This window comes from Apilactobacillus zhangqiuensis (assembly GCF_019656215.1).
Lineage (GTDB): Bacteria > Bacillota > Bacilli > Lactobacillales > Lactobacillaceae > Apilactobacillus > Apilactobacillus zhangqiuensis.
This window is the reverse complement of the sequence record NZ_BPLK01000003.1, coordinates 137,764-154,135: the sequence shown is the minus strand read 5'-3', so window position 1 is coordinate 154,135 and position 16,372 is coordinate 137,764. Positions and strand designations below refer to the sequence as shown.

Genomic DNA, 16,372 nt, shown 5'->3' with positions numbered 1-16,372 from the left:
TAAATTGTTGAAGCATATCACTTATGATATGCTTTTTTTCTTGACTAAATTATTCAAAATATGTATACTTACTTTGTTGTATTTGTGGACTTTCACAGCTACAACCGCACGAAATGAGTATTAAGTCTTCTCTAAGGAGCGCTTATTTTCGGCGAGTCTAAGCATATTATTCAAGGAGGTGCACATTATGTACGCAATTATCGTAACAGGCGGAAAGCAATACAAAGTTGCTGAAGGTGAAGCAATCTACGTTGAAAAGCTAAACGCAAACGAAGGTGAAAAGGTTACTTTTGATCAAGTAGTTTTCGTTGGTGGTGACTCAGCTAAGGTTGGTACTCCACTTGTAGACGGTGCTTCAGTTGAAGGTACTGTTGAAAAGCAAGGCCGTGGTAAGAAGATTACTATTCTTCGTTACAAGCCTAAGAAGGGTTCTCGTTCTAAGAAGGGTCATAGACAACCATACACTAAGGTTATGATTGACTCAATCAAGGCTTAATTAGAGGATAAAAAATGATATTAGCAAATATTATTCATGATAAGCAAAGTGATCGTATTACTAGTTTTAGTTTATCCGGTCATGCTGATTCAGGTGAGTATGGTAAGGATATTGTATGCGCTGCAGTTTCTGTTTTATCTATTTCTACAGTAAATGGATTAACAGAAGTTGCAAACTTAGAACCTAAAGTTGTCAGTGATGACATCGAAGGTGGTTTTATGGAAGTTACAATTCCTCAAGCTAATTCTTCCGAAGATGAAATTGCTGCTCAAGCAATCTTATCGACATTCCAAAATGGAATGCGGGATATTTCTCAAAGTTATGCTGATTATATTAAATTAGATATTACAATAGATTAAATTGTACGGAGGTGTAATCCAATGTTAGAAATGAATTTACAATTCTTCTCTCACCATAAAGGGGGAGGTTCAACAGCCAACGGTCGTGACTCTGCTGGTCGTCGTCTAGGTACAAAGGCTGCTGATGGATCAAAAGTTACTACTGGTTCAATCATTTACCGTCAACGTGGTACTCACATTTACCCAGGTAAAAACGTTAAGCGTGCCGGTGATGATACTTTATTTGCTTTAGTTGATGGTGTTGTACGTTTTGAACGTATGGGCCGCAGCAAGCGCCAAGTTTCAGTATACCCAGTATCTGAAGCAGTTGCTAAGTAATTAGTGAATAATGTAGAAAAAGCCTGATTTATTTTCAGGCTTTTTTTATTACCAAAGACTTATTTAAATAAAGCTAACATGATACAATGGTAGTAACGATTACGATTGCAATCGCTGCACTAACATTGCTATCATATAAAACATATTAGTAATACTAGGAGGAGTTTTAATCATGGCAACAATTTCAACTGCCCAATTTAAAACGGGATTAACTATTGAAGTAGATAACGCAATTTGGCGTATCATTAACTTCCAACACGTAAAGCCAGGTAAGGGTGGTGCGTTCGTACGTACTAAACTTAAGAACCTAAGAACAGGTGCTGTTCAAGACAAGACTTTCCGTTCCGGTGCTAAGATGGAACAAGCACAAATTGATACTAGAAACATGCAATACCTATACGAAGATGGTGCAGGTTACGTATTCATGGATATGGAATCATACGATCAAATTACTGTACCTGGTGACAAGATCAAGGATGCTTTAAACTACTTACAAGAAAACATGGATGTAAGTATCGTTCAATACGAAAATGAAGTTATCGGTATCGAAGTACCAAACACTGTTACTCTAGAAGTTGCAGAAACTGAACCAAGTATCAAAGGTAACACTGCCTCAGGTGGTAGCAAGCCAGCTACTATGACTACTGGTTTAATTGTACAAGTACCATTCTTTGTTAACGCTGGTGACAAGCTAGTTATTAACACCAATGATGCAACATACATCTCAAGAGCTTAATTAATAAACAATTGATGCTTTTATTTTGATTGGAGGGTAATTTTTATGGCAGAACAAACAAATATTTCTTTACCAAAGGCTAGTTCAAAGCTTGGTGATATTCAGATTTCACCAAATGTATTGGAAGTAATCGCAAGTATTGCCTCTGTCCAAGTTAAAGGCGTAAAACGCATGCGTGGGTCATTGGCAACAAGTGTTAATGAACTATTCGGACGTAAAGAAATGGGTAAAGGCATTAGACTTAATTTTAAAGATGAAAAATTAATTGTTGATGTTTACGTATATCTAAATTACGGGGTTTCTGTTCCTAAAGTTGCTCTAGAAATTCAAGAACAAGTAAAACAACAACTTCTATTCATGACTGAACTTGACTTGGGTGAAGTTAACGTCCATGTAGAAGGTGTCGTTCATGAAAAGCAAAGTAAAAGAGCTAATTCAAAAAGTTTATTAAACGGCAATAGTAGCGATAAGGGTGAAAAATAGTGGAATTTACTAGACATAAAATAAGAGAGTATGCATTTCAAACATTGTTTGCAATCAATGCAAATGATACAACCGATAAAGAACTATTTTTTCATGCTATCTCAAGAACCGATGAAGAAACAGAAATTCCATCATACTATAATACTTTAGTAGATGGAGTTATCGAAAATAAGGATAGCTTAGACGATAGTATAATCTCATATCTTGTTTCCGGTTGGTCCATTAACAGAATTGCCAAGACTGATCTTGCAATTCTAAGACTTGCGTTTTTTGAAATTAAATACGTCGATGATGTCCCTACAAAGGTGGCAATCAACGAAGCGATTGAATTAACAAAGAAATACAGTGATGATCACTCAAGAAAATTTGTTAATGCTGTTTTACAAAACACAATTGATTAAGAAAATTGATTCGCGTAAAAGCGAGTCTTTTTTTATTACATAAACATTTTTTTATATGCTAAAATAAAAGAGAATTAAATAATCCTTTGGAGGTTTTACGATGAGCAATATTATTGATGGAAGATCTTTAGCAAAGAAAGTTAATCAAGAAACTGCAGATATGGTTTCAGAATTAAACGAACAAGGTAAAAATCCTTGTCTAGCTGTGATTATCGTCGGGGATGATCAAGCTAGCCACCGCTATGTGAGAAGCAAGCATAAGAAAGCTCAACAATTAGGAATTAAGTCAATCGTTAAGGCTCTTCCTGCAGAAACCACTGAAGATGAATTATTGAACATTTTGAACGACTATAATCATGACGATGACATTGATGCAATTTTGATTCAATCACCATTACCAAAGCACATTAATGAAAAATACGTTATGAGCCAAATTAACCCAGATAAAGACGTGGATGGATTCCAAGTGATTAATTCTGGTAAGTTATTCTTAAACGAACAAAGTAACTATCCTGTCGCATGTACACCTAAGGGTGTTATGACAATGTTTGAAGAATACGGTATTGATTTAAAGGGTAAAAAAGCAGTTGTAATTGGTAGAAGTACCATCGTTGGTAGACCAATGGCAGCTTTATTAATCAATGCTGGTGCAGAAGTAACAGTGTTAAACCACTATGCAAATATTAAAGAATACACATTAGACGCCGATATTATTGTATCTGCTACTGGTAAGGTTAATACAGTGACGGAAAGCGATGTAAAAGATGGCGTCGTTGTAATTGACGTTGGTCAAAACGTGAATGATGAAGGTAAATTAGTTGGGGACGTTGATTATGATGGAATTGCTAAAAAAGCCTCATACATAACTCCTGTACCTGGTGGTGTTGGTCCAATGACCATCGCTACATTGATGAGACAAACCGTAGAACTATCAAAGTGGAGTGATATTAATGGGTAATGATTACCTAAGTGTTAGCGATTTAACAAGCTATATTAAGAAAAAATTTGATCGTGATCCCTATTTAGATAAGGTTTATTTAACAGGTGAAATTTCTAACTTTAGATTGAGACCAGCACATCAATACTTTAGCTTGAAGGATGATAACGCCAAGATAAGTGCTATCATGTTTAAATCCGCTTTCGGTAAGGTTAAGTTTAAACCCGAAGAAGGAATGAAAGTATTAGTTACTGGTAGAATTTCAGTCTATGAAGCAACCGGTAACTATCAAATTTATATTGATCACATGGAACCAGATGGTGTTGGTGCCTTGTATCAAGCATATGAACAGTTAAAGAAAAAGCTATCTGCTGAAGGATTATTCAACGCTCCTAAAAAGGCCTTGGAAAAGTATCCAAAGAGAATTGCGGTAGTTACTTCACCTAGTGGAGCTGTTATTAGAGATATTATTACAACTACTAGAAGAAGGTATCCAATTGCTCAAATCGTTTTATATCCTGCCGTAGTGCAAGGGGATGCAGCTGCTGCCGATATTGTTCGTCAAATTAACCGTGTTAACGAACGAGACGATTTTGATACATTGATCATCGGACGTGGTGGAGGTTCCATCGAAGATCTTTGGCCATTCAATGAAGAAATCGTAGCTAGAGCAATCTTTGACAGTAAGATTCCTGTAATTTCTTCAGTGGGACACGAAACTGACACGACAATTGCGGACTTAGTTGCTGACGTTAGAGCAGCAACACCTACTGCAGCTGCTGAACTTGCTGTTCCGGTGTTGACTGACGTTATGACTGACATTAAAAATGATCAGGTTCGAATTTTTAATGCGTTCAGAAATAAATTAAATCAATTACAGCAACGATTGGCTAAGATTCAACAATCATATATTTTCAAGCAACCAGAACGATTGTACGACTCATATGTTCAAAAAATTGATATGTTAAACGAAAGATTGATGAATTCACTAAAAGAAACAATTAATCAATCAGATAGAAAATTAAATGATTTGGTTTACAATTTAAAAATTAATTCACCAAAGAACTTAATTAAAGAACAACAACAAGTTTTGCAAGTGCAAGATAATCAATTAAAAAGAAATATTATGTTGTTAATTCAGAATAAGCAAAACCAACTAACACAAAGAGTGGATGCACTAGATCATCTAAGCCCACTAAAAGTTATGTCTCGTGGATTTAGTTTTACAACTAACAGCGAAGGCAAGGTCATTAAAAAGGTTGATGACATTAAGAAAAACGATGATATTGAATTAAAACTAATTGATGGATATGCAAAAGCAACCGTTAACGAGGTAAAAAAGGAGAGTAAATAATGGCTGAAAAAGCAAGCTTTGAAGATAACATGAACAAACTAGAACAAATCGTTTCCGAATTAGAGCAAGGTGATATTCCTTTGGAAAAGGCACTAAGCGAATTCCAAAAAGGAGTTAAGCTAAGTGGTGAACTACAAAGTACCTTGAAGAATGCCGAAAAGACATTAGCTAAGGAAATGACAGATGATGATTCCGAAGTTGCATTCGAAAAAGAAAGTGAAGATAAGTAATGAATCAATCTGTACTTTTGACTGATTTTATCGATGAATATAAGCCAAAAATTGAACAACAATTAGCCAGTCAGGTTAAAAAAGACGTTAGTAATGATCAACTTGCTGAATCAATGAGTTATTCATTAATGGCTGGTGGAAAAAGATTAAGACCACTTATGAGTATCGCAACTCTAAAGACGTTGAATCATGACATGACAGAGGATGATTTAAAGGCAATTAGTGCTCTTGAATTACTTCATACTTACTCATTAATTCACGATGATTTGCCAGCAATGGATAATGATGATTTGAGACGTGGAAAAAAGACTAACCATGTTATTTATGGTGCCGGATTAGCAACATTAGCAGGTGATGGTTTATTGACGCTTTCTTTTCAATGGTTAACAGATAATCATTTGGATGATCATAAAAAAGCTCAATTGACTTATTATTTATCTAAATTAGCTGGACCATCCGGGATGGTTGCTGGTCAATCAATGGATATTTTGAATGAAAACAAGCAGTTATCATTGGATGAAATTAAGAAGCTACACGAAGGAAAGACTGGGGCCTTAATTAGATATGCTATGATTTCTGGTGGTATCTTGGCTGATGCGGACCAAGGCGTCATTGATAAATTAAATCAATTCGGTGCCGACTACGGTCTGGCCTTTCAAATTTATGATGATATTTTAGACGTCACTTCAAGTTCAGAAGAGCTTGGTAAACCAGTTCACCAAGATGACGTAAAAAATACGTATACTAATCATTTGGGATTAGATAAGGCATATTCTTATCTAGAAGAAACAATCAACCACAGTCGTCAAATTTTAGACGAATTAAAAGAAGAAAATGATGTAGACATTGAGCTATTATCATCATTTTTAGATTATTTTAAAATAGAAAAATAGGAGTAGTTCGCATGAAAAAGGAAAGAGTAGACGTGCTACTTGTTCAACAAGGTATTTTTGATACAAGAGAAAAAGCCAAGAGAGCTGTAATGGCCGGTGAAGTTTTAGGTAAAAACGAAGAACGTTTGGATAAACCAGGTGTTAAGATTCCTGAAGACACAAAGTTGCATTTAAAAGGGAAGCCAATGCCATACGTTAGTAGAGGTGGCCTAAAGCTTGAAAAAGCGCTAAAGGTATTTAATCTTGATGTTAAAGACAAGACTGTATTAGATATCGGTTCATCCACTGGTGGATTTACTGACGTTATGTTGCAAAATGGTGCCAAAAGAAGTTATGCCTTAGATGTTGGTAGTAATCAATTGGTATGGAAATTACGTGAAGATCCAAGAGTTGTTGTTATGGAACATACCAACTTTAGATACTCTAAATTAGATGATTTCACAGAGGGTCAACCAGAGTTTGCCTCAATTGACGTTTCTTTCATTTCACTTCACTTGATTTTGCCACCACTAAAAGATATTCTTGTTAAAAATGGCCACGTTGCGGCACTAATTAAGCCACAATTTGAAGCCGGAAGAGATAAAATCGGTAAACATGGTATCGTTAGAGACCACGCTGTTCATGCCGAAGTTTTAGAAGACATTATAAAATTTGCCGTTAGCGCTGGATACTCAGTTGAAGGATTAGATTTTTCACCAATTAAGGGTGGCGAAGGAAACATTGAATTCCTAGTAGATTTAAAATCTGTGGACAATCCTTCAATTAATCCAGATATTTCGATTGAAGACATAATCAAACGAGCTGACGAACTAAAGTAATGAAAGGGAGTCTTTTGATTGCTTGAAAATCTATCAATTAACGATTTTGCGATTATCGATCATTTGGAAATTGATTTCTCCAATGGGATGACTGTTTTAACCGGTGAAACTGGTGCAGGTAAATCAATTATTATCGATGCCGTCGGTTTATTGGCCGGTGGCAGAGGTTCACAAAACTTTATTAGAACAGGTAGTAATAAGTTACTAATTCAAGGTTTATTTGTATTTCCTGAAGACGGACTAACTTACAAAGTGTTAGATGACATGGGAATTGATCATAGTGACAATAGCGTCATTTTACAAAGAGAAATCTACAGAAATGGGCGTAATATTTGTCGTGTCAATGGGATGCTTGTTAATACGACCATGTTAAAGAGAATCGGTGAAACAATCGTCGATATACATGGTCAAAATGAACATCAAGAACTAATGCAACCCGAAAGACACGTTCACTTACTTGATGAGTTCGGTCATAAACAAATAGGTGATACATTAGCTAAATACCAAGAAACATTCGATCATTACCAACAACTGAAAGCTTCAATCAAGGAAAAACGCGGTAATGAAAAAGAATGGTCACAAAGACTTGATATGTTGGAATTTCAAGAAAATGAAATTAGCAATGCTCATCTAGAGGTTGGTGAAGAAGAAGAATTAGTCAGCCAAAGAGACCATTTGCTTAATTATCAAAAAATTGTTGATGCATTGAATATGAGTTTTAGTGCTATTAATGGGGATGAAACCTTTAATCCATTAGATGTTATTGGTGAAGCCAAGAATTCAATGGAATCAATTGAAGAAGTTGATCCACAATTTAGAGAAATTTCTGACAACATTAAGAATGCCTTTTACTTGTTGCAAGATGCTTCTGATAATATTTCAGATCAAATGGATTTACAGGAATTTGATCAAGGCCGATTAGAAGAAATCGAAGAAAGATTGAATGTTATTTATGGTTTAAAACGTAAGTATGGAGATTCGATTGAACAAATCTTAAAGCACTATGATAACGTTGTTAAGGAACTTTCAACCATGCAAGCCGACCAGACCACTGGTGAGGATTTGAATGAACAATACGAATCAACCGTCAATAAGTTAAGTGAATTAGCTGATAAGCTGAACACAGAACGTCATGCAGTAGCAACTAAATTAGAAGAAGCGGTTCACGACCAATTATCTGATTTATACATGGCTAAAACTGAGTTCAAGGTTAATTTTGAAAAGTTACCAATCGGTGAATTCCATCGATATGGCACAGAGCGTGTTGAATTTTACATGAGAACTAACCCCGGAGAAGCAATGTTACCACTATCAAAGATTGCTTCTGGTGGTGAATTGTCAAGAATCATGCTAGCACTAAAAACACTATTTACTAATATGCAAGGTGTTACTTCAATCATCTTTGATGAAGTCGATACCGGTGTTTCTGGTCGAGTAGCTCAAGCAATTGCTGAAAAAATCAGTAAAATTGCCCAAAAATCTCAGGTACTATGTATCACGCATTTACCACAGGTTGCGGCAATGTCTGATCATCACTACTTTATCGAAAAGAAGATTGATAAGAATCGTACCAAGACAAGTATCATCAAGTTATCTGTTCAAAAGCGTGTCGATGAACTTGCCAGAATGTTGTCTGGAACAACGGTTACTGATTTAACACTTCAACATGCTAATGAATTATTAAAGTTAGCTGATGAAACCAAAAAATAAATTTGAAAAAATCAGTAAAATAGGCCATAATGGTAGTATTATAAAATTTTGAGGGGTTTTAAAATGGCAAAAAGAGGAATGCTAATTGTTCTTTCAGGACCTTCTGGTGTTGGTAAAGGTACTGTTAGAAAAGCATTGTTTAACGAACCAGACGTTGATTTCAAGTACTCAATTTCAATGACTACTAGAAGTCCTCGTGAAGGTGAAGTAAACGGTAAAGACTATTTCTTTGTTAGTAAAGAAGAATTCGAAGACCATATCAAAAATGGTGAAATGCTAGAATATGCAAAGTACGTTGACAATTACTATGGAACTCCATTGAACTATGTTAATAAGACTTTGGATGAAGGTCATGACGTATTCTTAGAAATCGAAGTTAATGGTGCAATGCAGGTTAGAGCTAATTGCCCAGAAGCAGTATTTGTATTTCTAACCCCACCTGATTTAGTTGTACTAAAGAATCGTTTAATTGGTCGTGGAACTGATGACATGGACGTCATCGACAAGCGTATCAAGACAGCAGTTTCAGAAATCAAGATGATGAGAAACTATGACTATGCTGTGTTAAACGACAAAGTTGAAAATGCTGTAGATAGAATTAAGACTATCGTTAACAGTGAAAGACTTAAAGTAAACCGCGTAATGCCGGATTATCTATCAATGTTAGGAGAAGAAGACTAATGCTATTATATCCATCTGTTGACAAACTACTTGAAAGAGTTGATTCAAGATACTCATTAATCATGTTAGCAAGTAAAAGAGCACATGATATTGATGCTGGATCACCATTATTATTAGACTCATACAAATCTAGAAAATCTGTTGGTAAGGCTTTCGAAGAAATCGTTGCCGGCAAGGTTGAACTAACTAGAGATAACAAATAAATAAATTAACCCTTTGCAGCAATGCAAGGGTTTTTATTTTGATTTTTTGATACAATATAGTTAATAAGTTCTTATGATATGGGAGGTTTGATTAGTGAATAATAAAAAAATAGCACTATATGTTACCGGTAGCATTGCAGCATATAAGTCATTAACCTTAGCGCGATTATTAATTAAAAATGGAAATGAAGTAAGAGTTGTTATGAGCGGTGGAGCGCAACAGTTTGTTACTCCATTGGCATTTCAAACATTGACCAAAAATTTTGTTTTCACAGATACTTTTGACGAAAAGGATGCTAATGAAATCACCCATATAGATATTGCAACTTGGGCTGACATTTCAATTGTTGCTCCAGCAACCGCTAACACAATTGCTAAATTGGTAAATGGGATTGGTGACAATGCAGTTACTACGACACTGCTTGCAACGCCATCTAAAAAGGTACTTGTTCCAGCAATGAATAATAATATGTGGGACAATCCAGCAACTCAAAGAAACATTAAGCAAATCGAGTCAGACGGATATAAGATAATGTATCCAACTTCTGGATTCCTTGCCGAAGGGTACGAAGCAAAAGGCAGAATGATTGAACCAGAAGAGATTATTGAAAGACTTGAATTAATTGATCATCAAAGTAATAAGCTATCTGGCAAAAAGATGATTGTTACTGCCGGTGGAACTAGAGAAGCCATTGATCCAGTTAGATACATTAGCAATAACTCCTCTGGAAAGATGGGATATGCAATTGCGAAAGCGGCGATGAATGCAGGTGCTGAAGTGACATTAATTTCATCTTCAGAAACTCAACATATCAATGGCAACGTGTCAGTTATAAACGTTAGTTCATCTAGCGAAATGAAGAATGCAATAGAAGATCAATTTAATGATGCAGATGTTTTAGTAATGGCTGCAGCCGTTTCTGATTACACTCCTGCTGAATATTCTGAACAAAAAATTAAGAAAAACGATGACGAATTGGACATTCATCTGGTGAAGACACCGGATATTCTAAAAGAGCTATCAAAAATAAAGAATCATCAATTTGTTGTTGGTTTCGCAGCTGAAACGCAAAACTTATTGGATAATGCTAAACAAAAATTAGCCAAGAAGAAATTAAACCTATTGTTAGCTAACGATGTTAGCAACAAGGCAATCGGATTTAACAGTGACAATAATCAAGTTTCATTTATTGATGAAACAGGTGTATTTAAGAAAAGTGATGTAGAAAGTAAGGATAAAATTGCTAGTGAATTAATTGATATCATTAGCGAACGAATCGACTAAAATAAAGGGGGAGTTAGATTGAATTTAGCAAAAATAATTGTTGATGTACCAACAATGCAAACTAACGAACCATATACTTACTTAGTGCCTGATGAATTAAATGGCAAATTGCAAAAAGGAATGCGTGTCGTTGTTCCGTTTGGAAATGGTGGACGTAAAATTCAGGGAATCGTTTGGGATATCGAAAAAAACGGAACTTTTGATGGTGAATTAAAGGAAATTTCAGGACTATTGGATTTAGATCCAGTTTTGAATGCCGAATTATTAGATATGTCCAAATGGATGGCAGAAAAGACCTATTCCTTCCAAATCAGCTGTATTTTAACGATGCTGCCAAGTGTCATGAGAGCTAAGTATCAAAAGCAATTAGTTTTAAAGGATTCTACTGAAGTCGACGCCGATATTTTGGCCATATTTGGCAATGATAATGTCGTTGATTTTGACGTGGATGAATATCCAGCGAGTGTTTTGAAAAAGATTATTCAATACCGTAAGGCTAATAAGCTGTCTGTTGAATATAAGGTTTCAGACGGAGCCAAAGCTAAAAAGATATATGCGATTAAAGCTAATTTAACGATTGAACAAGCCGATGAAGAATTAACCAAGATTCGTAAGAACTCCAAGAACTTAATTAAAATTCTTGATTTTATTATCAATCACAACGATAAGGAAATTCCGCAACGTAAGCTAGTGCATGAATTTGATATTCCAGAAGCTGCAATTAAAAGTGCGGTGGATAAGGGATGGTTTAATAGATTCTTACAAGAGGAATATCGTAATCCATATCAAGGCAAAGTTGACACTAACAAGCCGTTAAAATTAAACGATGACCAACAAAGCGCTGTTGATAGAATTAGTGCAGCAACTAAAAGAAATCAAGACACTGTCTTTTTACTTGAAGGTGTTACTGGATCTGGTAAGACAGAAGTATATCTTCAATCAATTCAAAAAGTACTTGAATTAGGGAAGACTGCTTTAATGCTAGTTCCTGAAATTTCATTAACACCTCAAATGGTTAAAAGAGTTAAAGGGCGCTTTGGCAATCGTGTTGCAATGTTACATAGTGGCTTATCAAGTGGTGAAAAATATGATGAATGGCGCCGTGTTAATAACGGTGAAGCTGACGTGGTCGTCGGCGCACGTTCTGCCATTTTTGCACCACTGGATAATATCGGTATCATTATCATGGATGAGGAACACGAAGCAAGTTATAAGCAAGATGATTCACCTAGATACCATACTAGAGATGTTGCAAAATGGCGGGCGAATTTTCACAACTGTCCGTTAGTTTTAGGTAGTGCGACTCCTTCATTGGAATCAAGAGCCAGAGCTACCAAAGGCGTTTATCAATTGATTAAACTTCCACATAGGATTAATAACCAAGCATTACCAGAAGTCAGGGTTATTGATATGAAGGAAGAGGTTAAAAACAGCGGTCAGGAAGACTTTTCATCAGAATTGCTATCAGCAATTAACAATCGTTTACAAAAGCATGAACAGATTGTATTGATGTTAAACCGTAGGGGATATTCCTCTTTCGTGATGTGTCGTAGTTGTGGCTTTGTTTTACACTGCCCAAACTGTGATATATCACTAACATTACACATGGATTCAAGAACGATGAAGTGTCACTATTGTGGACACGAAGAACCAATTCCTAATAAGTGTAAGAATTGTGGTAGTAAGAAGATTAGATATTATGGAACTGGAACGCAAAAGGTACAAGAAAAGCTTCAATCACTAGTACCAAATGCGCGAATTCTACGAATGGATGTCGACACGACAAGGAGAAAAGGTGCTCACGAACGAATTTTACAAAAGTTTGGTAACGGTGAGGCCGATATTTTACTTGGAACACAAATGATTGCGAAGGGATTGGACTTTCCAAACGTTACGCTTGTTGGAGTCTTAAATGCCGACACCTCGCTTGATTTGCCAGATTTTCGTTCCAGTGAACGGACATTTAATCTATTAACACAAGTTAGTGGACGTGCTGGTCGAGCTGAGAAAAAAGGATTGGTTTATATTCAAACCTTTAATCCTGATCACTATGCGATTAGACTAGCTCAAAGACAGGATTATGAATTGTTCTATCGTAAAGAAATGAATGTCAGACATCAAACCAACTATCCGCCATATTATTTCACGGTTAAGATATCTGCTTCAGATTTTAATGAGGCCAAGGCGGCAGCAAAGATGTTTGAAATTGCTAAAATTTTAAAGGCCAAGCTAAGTGATCAGGCGATTATGTTAGGACCTTCGCCTAGCTCAATTTTGAAATTAAAGAATAAGTATTATTATCAAATTATTATTAAGTATAAAAATGAGCCAAATATGAAACCATGTTTGGAATATATATTAAATCATTATCAAAAGGATGCCCAAAAGGGACTATACGTGAATATAGACCCTGATCCTTTGAACTTTATGTAAGGATGTAGATAGAATGAAAAAAGTTGTATTCATGGGAACACCATCATTTGCCGTTCCCGTATTAAAAGGTTTAGTCGATAGTGATGACTACGATGTACAATCAGTTGTCACTCAACCAGATCGACCTTTTGGTAGAAAAAGAGTATTAAAGCCATCACCGGTAAAAGAAGCTGCGTTGGAATTATCTATTCCAGTGCTTCAACCGGAAAAGATTAGCGGTAGCAAAGAAATGGACAAGATTATCGAAATTAATCCAGATTTCATTATTACTGCTGCTTTTGGTCAATTCTTACCAGAAAAACTATTGAATGCTGCCAAGATTGCAGCAGTTAATGTTCATGGTTCATTGTTACCAAAGTACCGTGGTGGTGCGCCAGTTCAATATTCATTGATTAATGGTGATAAACAAACAGGAATTTCAATTATGTACATGGTTAAGAAAATGGATGCTGGGGATGTATTATCTCAAGCTGCGTTAGACATTCAACCAGACGATGATACTCAATCATTATTTGATAAGTTAAGTATCATTGGACGAGACTTATTACTAGAAACCTTGCCAAAGGTGGCTTCAGGGGATGTTAATCCAACTCCTCAAGATGAAGATAAAGTAGTATTTTCACCAAACATTACTAGAGAACAAGAAGAGTTAGATTTTACTAAGACCGCATTTTTAGTTGATCGCAAGATTAGAGCGCTACGTCCGTCACCTAATGCATTTGCTATGATGTTAGGCAAACGTACAAAGTTTTGGAGCGCTAAGCCCTTAGATGAAACAACTGAATTAAAACCAGGTCAAGTTATTGAAAAGACAAAGAAAGTTTTAAAAGTAGCTTGTGGAGACGGAACAGTTCTACAACTTTTGGAAATCCAACCATCAGGTAAGCCAAAGCAACCAATCAATGCCTTCCTAAACGGAGCTGGCCAATCAATTAAACAAGGAGATATGGTGATAGAAGATGTCAAGTAACCCTAGATTACTGGCTGTAAAGACGCTTAGTAAAATTTCAAATGGAGCATATTCCAACCTACAACTAAACCAAGTCATCGAAAATAGTGACCTAAGCAGTCGTGATATCGCGTTGCTTACCAATATTGTTTATGGTGTTATCCAACATCGTTTAACTTTAGAATATCAATTAAATCATTTCTTAAAGAATGATAACAAGGTTGATGATTGGGTAAAGGAATTGCTATACTCAGCAATTTATCAAATGGAATATTTGGATAAAATTCCGACCAGAGCTGTTTTCAATGAAACCATTAAAATTGCTAAAAAGATGGGACATGACGGAATCAGAAGATTAGTAACCGGTGTTCTTCATCAAATTGAAAGAAAAGGATTACCTGATTTTTCTGACATTAAAAATCCAATTAAGAAATTATCAATTCAATACAGTATTTCTGAATGGATGATTGAAGAACTAAACAGACAGGTGGGGGAAGAAAAGACCCTTTCTATTCTAAAGAGTATTAACCAACCATCTAAACAATCAGTTCGTTTTAATTCCAAACTAATTAGTAAACAATCATTATCGGATAAACTAAAGGCTGACGGATATGGAGTTGAAAATAGTAAACTTGTCGAATCTGGATTAATATTGACCAAGAAATCAGCAAGTTACAGTGATACTTTCAAGAATGGCCAAATGACAATTCAAGATGAAAGTGCAATGTTACCGGTCGAGTCAATGGATATTAAGGAATCTGACGTTATCTTAGATGCTTGTTCTGCACCGGGTGGAAAGACTACACAAATTGCTGAACATTTATCTAAAGATGCTGGTGGACACGTTTACGCACTAGACTTGCACAATAATCGTTTGAAACAAGTGAAAAAGAATGCCAAACGACTTGGTGTTAGTGATGTTTTATCAACGCAAGCATGTGATGCAAGAAAACTTGATGATTTATATGATGATGAAACATTCAACCAAATTTTAATTGATGCACCATGTTCAGGAATTGGATTGATTAGAAGAAAACCAGAAATTAGATACGAAAAGAGAATCGAAGATGTGAAAAAATTAGCATCGATTCAACTTGATATCTTAACTTCTGCTGCCAAGAAACTTAAAAAAGGTGGTAAGCTAGTCTACAGTACTTGTACTATCTTAAATCAAGAAAATTCTGACGTTATTGCTGAATTTTTAAAACAAAATCCTGATTTTAAACGTGTTGATCCAGTTTCTCAAATGAGTATTCCGCTAAATGATGGTTACATTCGAATTTACCCAGATGATTATGATTCAGATGGATTCTTTGTATGTAATTTAATAAAAAATGGTGGTGAATAAAAATGGAAGTTGCTGCTAATTCTGTTATTGGTAAACAAAGAATTAGTAATGAAGATTATGTTGGCTATTTTAGAAATCAACAGGGTGCTCTAATTGCAATTCTAGCCGATGGGGTTGGAGGTAGCAATGGTGGTGAAATCGCTGCATCGACAGCGGTTGATTTTATTGGACAAGCTTTTCAAAATCATCATATTAGTTCAATTACCGATACTAAAGCATGGCTATCTAAGACGATTGGCGATGTAAATAATAAGATTGTTGAAATGGGCATTAAAGATGAAAGTTTAAGTAAAATGGCAACCACTGTGGTTGTCGCATTGTTCTTTGGAAATCAATACCTATTAACCCATTTGGGAGATAGTCGCTGCTATTTATTAAGAAGTAGTCAACTTAAGCAACTTACCGTTGATCATTCATACATCAACTTTTTAATTGAAAAAGGCGAAGTAAAAGATGGAGAAAGTGTCGATTCCAACTTACAAAATGTCATTGTAAAGGGATTGGGCGTTTCTTCAGATGCTGATGTTAACATCTCAAATATCCAGTTTAGAGCAGGCGATCAATTATTATTATGTAGTGATGGCCTAACTAAAATGGTTAGTGATGAGGTAATCGCCAAAATTTTAAACATGCGATTAAGCGGACAGGACAAGGTTAATCATTTAATCGATGCTGCCAACGAAAATGGTGGGAAAGACAATATCTCCGCGATTTTAATCGATGATTTAGGTTAGGAGT

19 protein-coding genes and 1 other annotated feature are annotated in these 16,372 nt (G+C 35.6%); all 19 genes read left to right on the top strand.

Translation table 11 applies throughout. The annotated features are described in order from the left end of the window. Positions 1-92 precede the first annotated feature (92 nt). Positions 93-169, top strand: a sequence feature (ribosomal protein L21 leader region). An 18-nt stretch (positions 170-187) separates the two neighbouring features. Then, entirely contained in the window at positions 188-496 is a 309-nt protein-coding gene (rplU, locus tag K5Q07_RS03440; protein WP_034531057.1) for a 50S ribosomal protein L21, read from the top strand. A 14-nt stretch (positions 497-510) separates the two neighbouring features. After that, a complete protein-coding gene (locus tag K5Q07_RS03435; RefSeq protein ID WP_054606581.1) occupies positions 511-855 on the top strand; it encodes a ribosomal-processing cysteine protease Prp in 345 nt (114 codons plus the stop codon). A gap of 21 nt (positions 856-876) precedes the next feature. Next, positions 877-1,173 carry a 50S ribosomal protein L27 gene (gene rpmA, locus K5Q07_RS03430; protein WP_034531059.1) on the top strand — a complete coding sequence of 99 codons (297 nt, stop codon included), beginning with the start codon at positions 877-879 and terminating at the stop codon, positions 1,171-1,173. Between the two features lie 172 nt (positions 1,174-1,345). Continuing rightward, on the top strand, positions 1,346-1,909 hold the full coding sequence (gene efp, locus K5Q07_RS03425; protein WP_220729623.1) for an elongation factor P: 564 nt from the start codon (positions 1,346-1,348) through the stop codon (positions 1,907-1,909). Between the two features lie 45 nt (positions 1,910-1,954). Continuing rightward, on the top strand, positions 1,955-2,392 hold the full coding sequence (locus K5Q07_RS03420) for an Asp23/Gls24 family envelope stress response protein (RefSeq protein ID WP_220729622.1): 438 nt from the start codon (positions 1,955-1,957) through the stop codon (positions 2,390-2,392). Then, on the top strand, positions 2,392-2,793 hold the full coding sequence (nusB, locus tag K5Q07_RS03415) for a transcription antitermination factor NusB (RefSeq protein WP_220729621.1): 402 nt from the start codon (positions 2,392-2,394) through the stop codon (positions 2,791-2,793). The genes K5Q07_RS03420 and nusB overlap by 1 nt, the downstream gene beginning before the upstream one ends. Before the next feature lie 100 nt (positions 2,794-2,893). Further along, a complete protein-coding gene (locus K5Q07_RS03410; protein WP_053791772.1) occupies positions 2,894-3,751 on the top strand; it encodes a bifunctional 5,10-methylenetetrahydrofolate dehydrogenase/5,10-methenyltetrahydrofolate cyclohydrolase in 858 nt (285 codons plus the stop codon). Beyond that, the gene (gene xseA, locus K5Q07_RS03405; RefSeq protein ID WP_220729620.1) at positions 3,744-5,084 is read left to right on the top strand and encodes an exodeoxyribonuclease VII large subunit; all 1,341 of its coding nucleotides are present in this window, start codon (positions 3,744-3,746) and stop codon (positions 5,082-5,084) included. Before K5Q07_RS03410 ends, xseA begins: the two co-directional genes overlap by 8 nt. Then, positions 5,084-5,314: an exodeoxyribonuclease VII small subunit gene (locus tag K5Q07_RS03400; RefSeq protein ID WP_034531065.1), complete on the top strand. Its 231-nt coding sequence runs from the start codon at positions 5,084-5,086 to the stop codon at positions 5,312-5,314. Before xseA ends, K5Q07_RS03400 begins: the two co-directional genes overlap by 1 nt. Beyond that, positions 5,314-6,207: a polyprenyl synthetase family protein gene (locus K5Q07_RS03395; RefSeq protein ID WP_220729618.1), complete on the top strand. Its 894-nt coding sequence runs from the start codon at positions 5,314-5,316 to the stop codon at positions 6,205-6,207. Before K5Q07_RS03400 ends, K5Q07_RS03395 begins: the two co-directional genes overlap by 1 nt. Positions 6,208-6,218: 11 nt before the next feature. Then, entirely contained in the window at positions 6,219-7,025 is an 807-nt protein-coding gene (locus tag K5Q07_RS03390; RefSeq protein ID WP_220729616.1) for a TlyA family RNA methyltransferase, read from the top strand. Between the two features lie 18 nt (positions 7,026-7,043). Beyond that, positions 7,044-8,735, top strand: coding sequence for a DNA repair protein RecN (gene recN, locus K5Q07_RS03385; RefSeq protein ID WP_054606572.1), 1,692 nt, complete (start codon positions 7,044-7,046; stop codon positions 8,733-8,735). Between the two features lie 63 nt (positions 8,736-8,798). Then, a complete protein-coding gene (gene gmk / locus K5Q07_RS03380) occupies positions 8,799-9,416 on the top strand; it encodes a guanylate kinase (protein ID WP_034531069.1) in 618 nt (205 codons plus the stop codon). Beyond that, entirely contained in the window at positions 9,416-9,619 is a 204-nt protein-coding gene (gene rpoZ, locus K5Q07_RS03375; RefSeq protein WP_041152297.1) for a DNA-directed RNA polymerase subunit omega, read from the top strand. The genes gmk and rpoZ overlap by 1 nt, the downstream gene beginning before the upstream one ends. Before the next feature lie 94 nt (positions 9,620-9,713). Then, positions 9,714-10,904 (top strand): bifunctional phosphopantothenoylcysteine decarboxylase/phosphopantothenate--cysteine ligase CoaBC, encoded by a 1,191-nt coding sequence (coaBC, locus tag K5Q07_RS03370; RefSeq protein ID WP_220729615.1) that lies wholly within the window; start codon positions 9,714-9,716, stop codon positions 10,902-10,904. Positions 10,905-10,922: 18 nt separating this feature from the next. Then, positions 10,923-13,337, top strand: coding sequence for a primosomal protein N' (gene priA / locus K5Q07_RS03365; protein ID WP_220729613.1), 2,415 nt, complete (start codon positions 10,923-10,925; stop codon positions 13,335-13,337). Between the two features lie 13 nt (positions 13,338-13,350). Continuing rightward, positions 13,351-14,307, top strand: a complete 957-nt coding sequence (gene fmt / locus K5Q07_RS03360; RefSeq protein WP_220729612.1) for a methionyl-tRNA formyltransferase — start codon at positions 13,351-13,353, stop codon at positions 14,305-14,307. After that, positions 14,297-15,634 carry a 16S rRNA (cytosine(967)-C(5))-methyltransferase RsmB gene (gene rsmB, locus K5Q07_RS03355; protein ID WP_220729610.1) on the top strand — a complete coding sequence of 446 codons (1,338 nt, stop codon included), beginning with the start codon at positions 14,297-14,299 and terminating at the stop codon, positions 15,632-15,634. Before fmt ends, rsmB begins: the two co-directional genes overlap by 11 nt. Positions 15,635-15,636: 2 nt before the next feature. Continuing rightward, entirely contained in the window at positions 15,637-16,368 is a 732-nt protein-coding gene (locus tag K5Q07_RS03350; protein WP_220729608.1) for a Stp1/IreP family PP2C-type Ser/Thr phosphatase, read from the top strand. The last annotated feature ends 4 nt before the right edge of the window (positions 16,369-16,372 follow it).

Bases quoted from the DNA above. Each gene is read 5' to 3' on its own strand.
- rsmB (WP_220729610.1), top strand. From the start codon at position 14,297: ATGTCAAGTAACCCTAGATTACTGGCTGTAAAGACGCTTAGTAAAATT.
- K5Q07_RS03435 (WP_054606581.1), top strand. From the start codon at position 511: ATGATATTAGCAAATATTATTCATGATAAGCAAAGTGATCGTATTACT.
- rpmA (WP_034531059.1), top strand. From the start codon at position 877: ATGTTAGAAATGAATTTACAATTCTTCTCTCACCATAAAGGGGGAGGT.
- K5Q07_RS03395 (WP_220729618.1), top strand. From the start codon at position 5,314: ATGAATCAATCTGTACTTTTGACTGATTTTATCGATGAATATAAGCCA.
- K5Q07_RS03400 (WP_034531065.1), top strand. From the start codon at position 5,084: ATGGCTGAAAAAGCAAGCTTTGAAGATAACATGAACAAACTAGAACAA.
- K5Q07_RS03410 (WP_053791772.1), top strand. From the start codon at position 2,894: ATGAGCAATATTATTGATGGAAGATCTTTAGCAAAGAAAGTTAATCAA.
- fmt (WP_220729612.1), top strand. From the start codon at position 13,351: ATGAAAAAAGTTGTATTCATGGGAACACCATCATTTGCCGTTCCCGTA.
- K5Q07_RS03390 (WP_220729616.1), top strand. From the start codon at position 6,219: ATGAAAAAGGAAAGAGTAGACGTGCTACTTGTTCAACAAGGTATTTTT.
- K5Q07_RS03420 (WP_220729622.1), top strand. From the start codon at position 1,955: ATGGCAGAACAAACAAATATTTCTTTACCAAAGGCTAGTTCAAAGCTT.
- rpoZ (WP_041152297.1), top strand. From the start codon at position 9,416: ATGCTATTATATCCATCTGTTGACAAACTACTTGAAAGAGTTGATTCA.
- K5Q07_RS03350 (WP_220729608.1), top strand. From the start codon at position 15,637: ATGGAAGTTGCTGCTAATTCTGTTATTGGTAAACAAAGAATTAGTAAT.
- rplU (WP_034531057.1), top strand. From the start codon at position 188: ATGTACGCAATTATCGTAACAGGCGGAAAGCAATACAAAGTTGCTGAA.
- gmk (WP_034531069.1), top strand. From the start codon at position 8,799: ATGGCAAAAAGAGGAATGCTAATTGTTCTTTCAGGACCTTCTGGTGTT.
- efp (WP_220729623.1), top strand. From the start codon at position 1,346: ATGGCAACAATTTCAACTGCCCAATTTAAAACGGGATTAACTATTGAA.
- xseA (WP_220729620.1), top strand. From the start codon at position 3,744: ATGGGTAATGATTACCTAAGTGTTAGCGATTTAACAAGCTATATTAAG.